The sequence below is a fragment of the Akkermansiaceae bacterium genome, from assembly GCA_017798145.1.
Taxonomy (GTDB): domain Bacteria; phylum Verrucomicrobiota; class Verrucomicrobiia; order Verrucomicrobiales; family Akkermansiaceae; genus Luteolibacter.
The window spans coordinates 828,856-840,530 of sequence record CP059069.1; the positions used below are offsets into that span (position 1 = coordinate 828,856).

General features: G+C 63.1%; 5 protein-coding genes. 2 read left to right on the plus strand and 3 right to left on the minus strand.

What is annotated here, in order from left to right; all coding sequences use genetic code 11:
- Nucleotides 1-6: 6 nt before the first annotated feature.
- The gene (locus HZ994_03560; protein ID QTN31441.1) at nucleotides 7-1,794 is read right to left on the minus strand and encodes a sodium-coupled transporter; all 1,788 of its coding nucleotides are present in this window, start codon (nucleotides 1,792-1,794) and stop codon (nucleotides 7-9) included.
- A 260-nt stretch (nucleotides 1,795-2,054) separates the two neighbouring features.
- Nucleotides 2,055-3,125 (minus strand): LacI family DNA-binding transcriptional regulator, encoded by a 1,071-nt coding sequence (locus HZ994_03565; protein ID QTN31442.1) that lies wholly within the window; start codon nucleotides 3,123-3,125, stop codon nucleotides 2,055-2,057.
- Nucleotides 3,126-3,257: 132 nt separating this feature from the next.
- Between HZ994_03565 and HZ994_03570 the strand changes: the two genes are divergently transcribed.
- Complete coding sequence (locus tag HZ994_03570) at nucleotides 3,258-5,672, plus strand: autotransporter-associated beta strand repeat-containing protein (GenBank protein ID QTN31443.1); 2,415 nt, start codon at nucleotides 3,258-3,260, stop codon at nucleotides 5,670-5,672.
- A gap of 98 nt (nucleotides 5,673-5,770) precedes the next feature.
- Here the strand turns inward: HZ994_03570 and HZ994_03575 are convergent, their stop codons facing one another.
- A complete protein-coding gene (locus HZ994_03575) occupies nucleotides 5,771-6,835 on the minus strand; it encodes a substrate-binding domain-containing protein (GenBank protein QTN31444.1) in 1,065 nt (354 codons plus the stop codon).
- A gap of 152 nt (nucleotides 6,836-6,987) precedes the next feature.
- Between HZ994_03575 and HZ994_03580 the strand changes: the two genes are divergently transcribed.
- A complete protein-coding gene (locus tag HZ994_03580) occupies nucleotides 6,988-11,493 on the plus strand; it encodes an autotransporter-associated beta strand repeat-containing protein (GenBank protein ID QTN31445.1) in 4,506 nt (1,501 codons plus the stop codon).
- The last annotated feature ends 182 nt before the right edge of the window (nucleotides 11,494-11,675 follow it).

Sequence of the window (11,675 nt, forward strand, 5' to 3'; positions counted from 1 at the left end):
GCATTTCTAGCGGAACGGCCAGATCCAGGGGATGAGGATCATCGCGGCCACCATCAGGACGATGTTGAGCGGGATGCCCACCTTTGGGAAATCCGCAAAGCGGTATCCGCCCGCACCATAGACGTAGGTGTTCGTCTGGTAGCCGATGGGGGTGATGAAACTCGCGCTCGCCCCGAACATGATCGCCACCAGGAAGGGGCGCGGATCGACTCCCATGGACTCCGCGATGGTGATGGAAACCGGGGTCATCAGGATCGCCACCGCGTTGTTGGTCACCAGCTCCGTCAGGATGGAGGCGAGCAGGTAGATCGCAGCCAGCACCACCAACGGCCCCAGGCCGTGCATGACGCCGACCACACCCATGGCGATCCACTCCGCCCCGCCGGTGTTCTGCATCGCCAGGCCCATGCCCAGCATGCCGTAGATCAGGAAAAGGACATCCCACTCGATCGCCTTGTAGGCGTTCCTGAGTTCCACGCAGCCGCTGAGAACCACCAGCACCGCCCCTATCACCGCCGCGCTGGTGATGGATAGCAAACCGAAGGCGGAGGCGACCACCACCGCAGCAAGGATCGACACCGCGATGGTCATTTTCGATTTCAGCTTCGGCTGGATCAGGGTCTCGTTGAGGCTCAGGAAACTGCCCTCCTGCCGCAGCCGGGCGATGTTCCCGACCGAACCCTCTAACAGGATGGTGTCACCAAAAGCGAGCCGCACATCCTGGTAGCCCTCCTCGATGTTCACGCCCTTTCTGTGGACAGCCACCACCATGATCCCGTAGCTCCGCCTGATGTTCGATTCGCGGATGCTCTTTCCCACCAGGCGGCTCTGCGGCCCGATGATCGCCTCGACGGTCTTCACTTCCTCACCCTGCAGTTCCCCGTCGCTTTTCCGGTGTATCATTCGCAGACCCTTGCTTCCCCGGATCTCCGCAAGCTGCACCGAGTTCGCACAGAACCATACGATGTCCCGCTCCTCCAGCGTGATCGCGTCCAGCGGGATGTCTTCCACCCTGCGCCCGCCCCGTATGACCTCATAGACGATGGTGCGCTTGCCCTCGCTGAATGGCTGGCATTCCGTCAGGCGCTGCCCCGCCAGCGGCGAGTCCACGGAGATCTCCGCCGCGCTGGAGAATTTCCTCGTATCCTCCGCATCCAGAAGGCTGCTCACCGTATCGCGCTCCGGCAGCAGCCGAAGGCCGATGAAACGCATGTAGATCACGCCGACGGCTGCATAGGCAAGGCCCAGGCCGCTGATTTCGAAAATTCCGAAGGCCGGTTGACCGAGCTTTGCGGAAAGGCCGGACACGAGCAGGTTCGTGGAGGTGCCGATGAGAGTCATCGTGCCGCCGAGAATGCTGAGAAACGAGAGCGGGATGAGCAGCTTGCTCGCCTTGAGCCCGGTTTTCCGGGAAAACGCGAGCAGAACCGGCAGGAAAACGATGACCACCGGCGTGTTGTTCATGAACGCGGAAAGCGGGATCACGATGAGCGCCAGCACCACGATCGCCCGCGTCAGGGAGTCCCCGGCAAGATTCCCGAAATGGTGCGCGATCCAATCGATCACCCCCGTGCGGGTCAGCGCGGAGCCGAGGATGAACATCGCCCCTATCGTCATCGGTGCGGGATTGCTGAAGACCTCGCCCAGATCGCCCTCGTCGAGGATACCTGCCAGGAGCAGCAGCGCCATGCCGCCCAGCGCCACCAGGTCATTGGGCAGCCATTCCTTCGCGAAGGCAACGAAGACCGTTGCAAGCACGACGAAAGTGACGATCATCTGGATGTCCTGCGGCATGGCTATTCGGCCTATCCTAACAGCGTATGCCGATCAGGCAAGATCCCATCGACGACGAAGATATGGTTGGTGAATGGGCTCAGGAACGCTGGCCGGCCAGCAAACACGTCCACCCCCATGTGATGTTTTTCCAAAAACCGCAAACAGGCCGCCTCGGCATGGTTCCCATCATGGACATCACTCCGGATCCCGGCAGGGCTCCGTCCCATGGCCGGGGGCGGCGGTTGCTCCTCCCGTTTCCCCGTTTCCCCGTTTCCCCGCTATCCCCTCGCCGGGCCTATCGTGCCGCCGCGCAGGAATATCGCCGGGGTGTTTGTCTGGCGGATGTCCTTTTTCCCCCGTCCGACGTTCTTCGCCCAGCGCACCACCTGGCTCACAAGCGGTCGGGTGTCCCAGCTGATGTGGGAAACGGGAGGCTGGCACCAGCGGAATTCGGGGCTGGCGTCCGTGCACATCAGCGAGACGTCCTCCGGCACCATGAGGCGACGGCCTGAGAGGAACTGCAGGGCGGCGAGGAAAAACGGCGCCTCATCGGTGATGAGCGCAGTCGGCGGGCTTGTTTTGAAAAGCGATTCGAGCCGCGCATGAAGCCCGGCCACCGTTTCCTCCCAGTCGGGCAGGTTGTAGTCGCCGGATGGGATCCCGTGGGCTTTCAGCTCCGCGAGAAAGGCGTTTTCGGGCGATCCCGGGACTGGCGCGGGGATCCGCCTCAGCGCGCGGGTCAGAAGCACGATGCGCCTGTGGCCGAGGCCGATCAGCTCCCGCGTGGCTGCCGCAAAGGCCGGCGTCGTGTCCGGCCCTGCCCCTGCGATGGGCAGCCCGCGCCGCCGCCCGAAGATTGCGAAGACCGGCAGCTCCTCCTTGCAGAACCACTGCAGCACCCCGAGCGAGCCGGCCATCACCACCCAAGCATCCGCCTCGGTCTCGCGAACCATCCGGGCGATGCGCTTCACATCCATTTTCAGCACGTCCATGGAATGCGTGGTGTGGAAGGAGCTGTGCCCCGCATCGGAAAGCTCGTGCTGAAGCTCCACCATGTAGTCCAGCCTGCGATCCGCAGCCTCGCCCACCAGGATCGCAATGCGCAGGGACGGCTGTTTCATATCGGCGGGTATGCTGATGCGGCGCCGCCGCCCTGTGCCTTGCGGAACCAGCAGCCCCTCCTCCTCCAGCAGCTTCAGCCCCGCCTCCAGGGTGTTGCGGTTCACCCCCAGCCTGGACTCCAGCCTGAGGACACCGGGCATCGTCCCGCTCAGCTTGCCGCTGATCAGCTCCTCCCGCAGATGCGCCGCGACCTGCTCTGCGGCGGTAAGCAATCGCAATCCGGCCATGGGAGAATCCTACTGGAAAATAGGATAGTCGCAAGCAAATTAGGCGTTGTCGATTTTAGGATAATTCGTCAGCTTCTACACACGTTATCCCCCCACACGCTCTCCGGAGCGTGCATAACCCTTGTAAACCATATGAAAACCACATTGAAACTCCGCTCCTTCCTCCTCGCCTGCGGCTCGCTGCTGCTTGCGAACTCAGTCTCCGCCCAGCTCACCTGGGACGCCAACGCTGCCGGTGCCCTCCAGACCGACGGCGGCGGCACTTGGACCAACGCCAACCAATGGTGGGACGGTGCAGCGAACGTCAACTGGACGGACGGTAACAACGCCATTTTCGGCAACGGTGGGGCGGGCGGCGCTGTAAATGTCGGCACTGTTAGCGCAGGTACTGTCCTGCTTGATAATTTCTCGGGCACCTACACGCTGCAAAACGGCACCCTCACCCAGAGCGGAGGCTTCTCCGTCGGGCCCAACGCCGGCCGGGTCACCTTGGGATCAGGCATGACTCTCACGGGAACAGGAGGCCTCAGCGTCAATGGGACAACTCTTCAAACCAACCAAGCCACTCTGAGCTACACCGGAACAACCAGCGTCACCGGGAACGGGATCCTGCTGTCCTTCAACAATCTGCCGGCCGGCAACGTGACGCTGAACAACGGCAAGCTCTCCGACTACTACCGCTCGACCACGATCTTTGCCAACGGCTTGGGAACAGGAGCCAGTCAGATCCAGATGTACGGCGCCAGCGGCTTCGGCGGCGGCAACGGCGGTTCCAACTTCCGCATCGGCGCGAACAACTCCGTGCTGACATGGGGCGCGCTTGGCGAAGGCACTGCCACCGGATTCTTCAATCCGAGCGTGCTGGCCATGCGCTCGACCGCCGACAACAACGGGCCCAGCATCTACGGCCAGGTGACGCTCCAGAACAAATTGGACCTGAACGGCGGCGCGCGGACGATCGATGTGTTTCGGTCCGGTGCCAATATATACTCTTCTTCGGCAACGATTGCCGCCGGCATTCAGGACACCGGTGGAACCGGCGGCCTCACCAAGACCGGCGAGGGCACACTGTTCCTCGGGGCAGCCAGCACTTGGGGTGGCAGCACCAATGTGAGCGCCGGCTACCTCGATTTTGGAGCCACTAATCTCGCCAACATAGGCGGCGGAACAGGCCGCAACATAACCATCGGTGACGGGGCAGCCGTGAGGTTCGGAACCATGAACAACGCGAGCTTGAGCCGCGTCGTGCAAAACAGCAATAACATGACGTTCATAATCGCTACCTCCTCCACTGATTACGACTTCAGCAGCGGTGGGGCTGGGGCCTACCTTCCCAACGCATACCTCAGCAACTATGCAGGCAACGGCGCGAAGGCCGAATACAGCGGGACGGTGACGCCTGCGGACAACACCTACAGATTCGGCTCAGTATTGCAGAGCGGTTTGCTTGGCATCCGCAGCACTCTCGCAGATGATGGTTCGAACTCCAGATCCTTGCATGTCAACGGCCGCGTCGACTTGGTCGCAGCAAACACTTTCTCCGGTGAGACTGTTCTCGACGATAATTCGAAGCTCGTAATCGGCAACAACCTCGCGCTTCAAAACAGCGCCCTGAATGTGGGGACAACTTCCACAGGAAGGTTCTCCCTCGCTGCCGGCACGGCAACCGGCAAGATCACCGGCGAGACAGCGGCACCATCGCCAACGCTCGGCGGGCTCACTGGCTCACGCAATCTCTTCTCTGTGTTCAATGCTGGCAGTAACGGCAACAATGAATCCAACCTTGCCGCAGCTGCCGTCACTGGCTTCACCCTCAATGTCGGCACCGGAAAAACACACACGTATTCCGGAGCCATTGGCGGCTTCGGCACCGGTGGCATTATCTCAGGCGGCTCAGCAGGCACATTGGGCGACTCCACCCTCACCAAGACCGGCGACGGAATCCAGATCCTCAGCGGCACCAGCACCTACACTGGTGCGACTAACGTCGATGGCGGAACCCTGGTCATCAACGGCAGCATCTCCACCAGCTCCCTCACCACCGTGGCCTCCGGCGCGACGATAGGCGGATCGGGGACTGTCGGTGCGCTCACCGTGCAAACCGGCGGCTTCATCAGCCCCGGCAACAGCCCAGGCACCCTGAATACGGGCAACTACACGCAGCTCGGCCTCTACACCGCTGACATCACCGGCCTCACCCCAGGCACTCAGCACGACCAGATCAACGTCACCGGTTCGGTGGACATCACCGGCGGCAGCCTGTCGGCGGCGTTCACCGGCGGCAGCTACGCCCTGAATGACATGATCTTCCTCCTGCTCAACGACGGCGGCGATGCCATCACCGGAACCTACTCGGGCTTCAGCCAGGGAGCCGTGGTCACCGCCTTCGGCGGCTTTGACTGGCAGATCAGCTACGTCGCGGATTCGGTTGGCAGCAGCTTCACCGGCGGCAACGACATCGCCCTGATGGCAGTCGCCATCCCAGAGCCATCCGCAGCCCTGCTCGGTGCTCTCGGAGCCATGCTCCTCCTGCGCCGCCGCAGGTAATCGCCAACAAGCCTTCCACGGCCTTTCCGAAACGCCCCCGTGCCACCGCACGCGGGGCGTTTTCCTTTTCCCGCGTAGCTGCCCTAGGACGGAGGCAGCTACCCCTTCGCCCTGCCCATGGTGCCGCCGGTGACAAATTTCGCGGGAATCACCGACTGGCGGATGTCCTTCTTTCCCCGTGCGATCCTGGCCGCCCATTTGGTGATCCTGCCGACCAGCGGTTGGGTCTCCCAGCGCATGTGGGCGATGGACGGCTTGCACCAGGCGAAGGTGGCGTCGGCATCCGTGCAGACCAGCGAGACATCCTGAGGGATGAGGATTTTCCTCTGTGAGAGAAACTGCTGGACGGCGGAAAATAGCGGCGCTTCGTCGACGATGAGCGCCGTGGGCGGGGTGATGCGGAAAAGCGAGTCGAGACGGGCGTGGAAGCCATCCACGCTTTCAACCCAGTCGGGCAGGTTGTAGGTGCCGGAGCTGATCCCATGGGCATCCAGCTCCCTGAGAAAAGCCTGCTCCGGCTCGCCCGGCTCCGGAAAGCGCCGCATGCGGCGGGCGAGCAGCACGATGCGACTGTGACCAAGGGAAATGAGCTCCCTTGCCGCGGTGGTGTAGCAGGCCTCCTTGTCCGGCTCGACGCCGGCGATCGGAAGGCCGCGATGCCGCCCGAAGACGGCGAGGGTCGGCTTCCCCTGCTCGGAAAACCACTCCAACACATCCCGCGGGCCGGACATCACCACCCACGCATCGGCCTCGGTTTTCCCAACCATCCGGGCGATCCTTTTCGGATTTTTCCCGAGCTCGGCCATGTTTCCCGGGGCAAAGCTTGCGGTGTGCCCCGCCTCCACCAGTTCGTGCATCGCCTCGACGATGTATCTCGGCCGCCGGGTCGCCGTCTCGTCGGCAAGGATCGCGATCCGGAGTGCGGGGGGCGCGGTGCCCGGCTTGATCTCGATCCGGCGCTTGCGGCGCGGCCCCTGCCCCACAAGCAAACCTTCCTTCTCAAGCAGCCGCAGCGCTGCCTCAGTGGTCTTGCGGCTGACACCCAGCTCCACCGCGAGCGTGTCCACCCCCGGCATGAGCCCGCTCCATTGCCCGCGCAGCATTTCCTCGCGGAGAATCGCCGCGACCTGCTCGACGGCGGAAAGGAGGCGGATCTTCGGCATGCCGAAAACTAACCTCCTGAGGGGAGTAGAAGGCAAGGAAGAAATTCCTATCCAAACCTCGGGGAAGGTATCAGTTCTCACCCCGAAGCGAAAAACCCCACCTTCTGATCCGATTCAGATTCCCAATAAAAAACCCTCCAAAACCCCATCCCATGAAACCGAAATTCCGTAATCTGCTCGTTGCCGGCAGCGCCCTGCTGACCATCTCTTATGCCCACGCATCCACTCTATACTGGGATGGTGCTGATACCGGTCCAAACGCGCAAGGCGGCGCGGGCACTTGGATCACCGGTGGCACGAACTGGGACGCATTGGCCTTTGGTGGTGCCGACACCGCATGGGCGAACGGAGACACCGCCGTCTTCGGAGGCACGGCGGGCACGGCCACCATTGGCACGGGCGGCGTCACCGTGGGCGGACTCACCTTCAACACCACCGCCTACACGATCGCGGCCGGGACGAACGGCCTCACCTTCTCCTCAGGAAACAACTCCGTTTCCAACATCATGGTCGGCGCCACCACCGCAGCCACCATCACCGGCACGGTGGGCGGGACGGGGGCGAATCTCATTCTCTCATCCCACCCCCTCTCCAACTCAACGCTCACCTTCAGCGGCATTTCCGCAGGCGGTTGGACGGGCACGACGACGATCAATTCCAACTACACCCTCGCGACCACCACCACGAGCGGCAACATCAACCGGGTGCTGAACAGCACCAGCGGCATCACGCTCAACGGTGGTGCCATCCAGTTCAACCGCGCGACCAACGCCGGGCTCGGCGCCATCAGCGACACGGCGGCCATCACGGTGAACGGCGGCGGCACATTTGGCGTGACCTCGGCGGATGCCGGCGGTGCCAGCGCCAACGAAACCATCGGTGCCGTGACGGTGAACTCGGGGCAGATGAACTTCAACTGGACGAACGGCGCCAGCAGCGGCGCGCAGATGATTTTGGGTGCCAGTGGCTCAGGCAATCTTGTTGTGAATGGCACCGGCGCGGTGACATTTTCCGGTGCCTTGGGCACAACCGGCAGGTGGAAGGTCACAGGCGCGGGATCGACAACTCCAGGCGAGATTATCGGTGCCTGGGCCACCACCGGTGCTGCCAACGGCATTGGCGCCCAGAACGACTACGCCGTTTATGCCTCCGACTTTGTCGCCGCCGCGGGCATCGCCGCCACGGCGGAGAGCGCTTGGTCTATAAGCCATGCTATCGGCAGCAATTACACCCTTCAAAATCCCGGCGGCGCGTCAGCGTCGGCGGCAAACGGCAGACTCACCGCCACCCGCAACGTGAATACCGTGCGCAACACGTCCGGTGTTGCAAACATTACCTCGGTGGATACCACCCTCGAGACCATCACCATTACCGGAAGCTCCTTTGCCAATGGCGATGTGGTGCAGGTCGGCGGCACCGCGCCGGGTGGCTTGGCCAACAACGCCGCATACTACGTGGTTGGCGCCTCGGGGGCAAGCTTCCAACTCGCCAGCACTCCCGGAGGCACGGCGATCAACCTGACCAGCGCCGGAACCGGCAACGTGGGTGGTGGCATCACGCTCTCCTCTGGGAACAACCTCGGGACTTTCGGCATCCTCAATGGTTCCACGGCATTCCTGCCCATCGGACGGGGCACCACCGGTGGCCAGGTCACGCTGCCCACCAATGCGGCCGGCAACCTGTATGTCACCGCTGGCTCCGCCGGCATTGGCATCGACGCCCCGATCGTTGACCCCGGCACTGGCAATGGCCTCACCCTGGTCAAGGGCGGTTCAAGCGGTCTCTTCCTTTCCGGCACCAACACCTACACCGGCGGCACCGTTGTCAATTCCGGCACGCTCCAGTTCAACAATGCGGGCTCCTGGGTCAGCGGCCAAGACCTGTCCTTCGGTGGCGCAGGCACCGTCGTGGCCAACTTTAGTGGAACACTCACCGGCGGCACGCTGAAGGCCGAACAAGGGGCGGTGGCGGTGATCAACGGCTTGTCGGCCATCACCTTCAGCTCGACCACGGGCACGGGAACGATTGTCCGCAACGGAGGCAACGGCAATGTGGGCAACCTCAATCTGGGCAATGCCGGCGGCTTCACCGGCAATCTCCAAATCAGCCAGGCCAGTGGCACCAACCCCCGGCCAACCGTCGTCTTCTCCAATCTCGGCGACGGTGGTGCGCTGCAATACGGCGGCGGCCAGGGCGACTCGAACCAGAAGGTCACCTTCCAGTTCAACGGGTCCAGCCCGCTGACCTGGGATACGCGCCAAGTCCAGATCCTGCCCCGATCTGGCGGCAACAACGCCGCGCGCAGCATGATTCTCGAAAACAACAGCACTGACGCCGCCAACACGCTGACCATCAACACGGATTTGCTGAACAGCGGAGACCGGACGAACCAAGGCTTTATCTTGGGCGGCAGCAACACGGGCAACAACACCTTTGGCGGGGACATCGGCAACTCGACGCTGAACGGTGCCGCGCTGAACCTGTACAAGTCCGGCGCAGGCAAGTGGATCCTTTCCGGAACCAACACCTTCACTGGCGGAATCGCCGTCAACGGCACACTCTCGGTGGGCACGTTGAACGATAACGTACCGCCCGGCCCCCTTGGCAGCGGCAGCAACTCCATCCAGCTCGGCGGCATCGAGCAGCGGTTCAGCGGCACGGGAACTGAAAACATTCTCGGCGGCACCACTTCCGGCACCCTGGAATACACCGGCGGTGCCGTGACTTCGGCGCGCGCGTTCTTTGTCGGCGGCAATGTCGCTGGAGACACCGGCGGCGGCGGCATCAATAACAACGGCTCGGGTGCAATCACCTTCACCGCCACCAACTTCAACCCGACCCAAGCCGGCATCACCGCCACCCGCACGCTGACGCTGGGCGGCTCTAACACCGGCACCAACGACATCCAGGGCATCATCCAGGACAATACCGCTACGACCGGCAAGCTCAACCTCACCAAATCCAACGCGGGAACCTGGAGGCTGTCATCGGCCGACAGCACCTACAGCGGAGTGACGACCCTCAGCGGGGGAGGCGGCATCCTTGAGGTTTCCAAGCTCGCCGACGGCGGCAGCAACAGCAGCATCGGCACTTCCCCGAACGCCGCGACAAACCTGCTGCTGGGCAACACCTCCACGCTCCGTTACGTCGGCGCGGGCGATAGCACCGACCGCTCTTTCACGATCAACGGAACGGCAGCCGGCAACCAGGCCACCCTCGATGCTTCCGGTTCGGGCGCGATCAATTTCACCAACACGGCCAGCCCCGCCTACGGAACCGCCAACCAATCCCGCGTCTTGTTCCTTGCCGGCACGAACACCGGTGACAACACGCTTGCGGCCAACATCGCCAACAACGGCAGCGGTGCCGTCCAGATACAGAAGAACGGAACCGGCAAGTGGGTGCTGACCGGAACGAACAGCTTCTCCGGCGCGGTGACCGTCGCCAACGGAACGCTCTCGATCCCCACCATCAACAACGCGGCCACGAACGGCACGCTCGGCAACCAGGTGGCGGGAACGGCGGTCGTCCTCGGTTCCAATGGCAACACCGGCGTCCTCAGCTACACCGGAACCGGAGCTCCCCAAACGGCCGGAACGATCAGCAACAAGACCTTCTCCCTGGCCACCGGTGGCACGGGCGTGATCGAGGTCACCAATGCCGGCTCTACCCTGACGCTGAGCAACAACACCGCCAGCCAAGGCATTATCGGCGCGGGCAACTTCGAGAAGAAGGGCCCCGGTATCCTGGCTCTCCAGGGCGGCAACGCCGCCAGCACCTACTCGGGCAGCACGACGATCTCCGAGGGCACGCTCCAGCTGGGTCTCAACACCACCTCGGGCGCCCTGTCGCTCAATACCACCAGCATCACCATTGCATCGGGGGCGAGCCTTGCCATCAACCGTTCCAACGCAGTCACACAGGCTGCCGGAGGGATTTTGGGTAATGGAACGATCCCGCTCACCGGCGACGGCTCGTTCGTCCAGATGGGCGGCGGCGTGACGACCCTCACCCTGGGCAACACCTACACCGGCGGCACCACGGTCAGCAACGGCACGCTTTTGGTCAACAACACCAGCGGATCCGGAACCGGCACGGGCAGCGTGACGGTGGGAGCCACCGGCACGCTCGGCGGCACGGGTGTGATCAGCGGCGCGGTCAATGTCACCGGCGTCCTTTCGCCCGGCGCGAGCATCCAGAGCCTCGCCACCGGAGCGCTCAACATGGCCTCCGGCTCCACCTTCGTTTACGAGGCGGCGGACAACACCCCGACCGGCGCCGACCTTCTCGGCGTCAACGGTGGCCTTACCCTCAGCGGAGTGATCCTGAGCCTCGATCCGACAACGCTAAGCGCGCTGGGTGCCGGCGGATGGTCCGGTGGCGACAAGCTCACGCTGATCAGCTACATCTTCGGCGGAACGGAAGTCACCTCGGGATTCACAGATGGAACAAACCCCTATCTGGATGATACCAATTACAGCTTCGGCTCCAACGTCTGGACATTCAATTACAACGACACGACTGCGGGAGGCAACTTCCTTGCCGACGCAACGGCCAACGGCCAGAACCGCTTCGTGACCTTTACGCTGATCCCCGAGCCAAGCACCGCGTTGCTCGGAGCCCTCGGTGCCATGCTCCTCCTGCGCCGCCGCAGGTAGCCGGCCGGTTCGGAAATTGCATTTCACAAAGCGTCCCCGTCGGCACGGGGGCGCTTTTTTGTCCGTGCCGTAAGTGCGCTCTTGGGCGCGGTTCCAAAGCGGTTTCCGCCGTGATGTGTTGGGCTGCCGAGCGGCCGCTTGCAGCGAAGTAGCCCGAATCGGCGAAAAACACCGGAAAAATG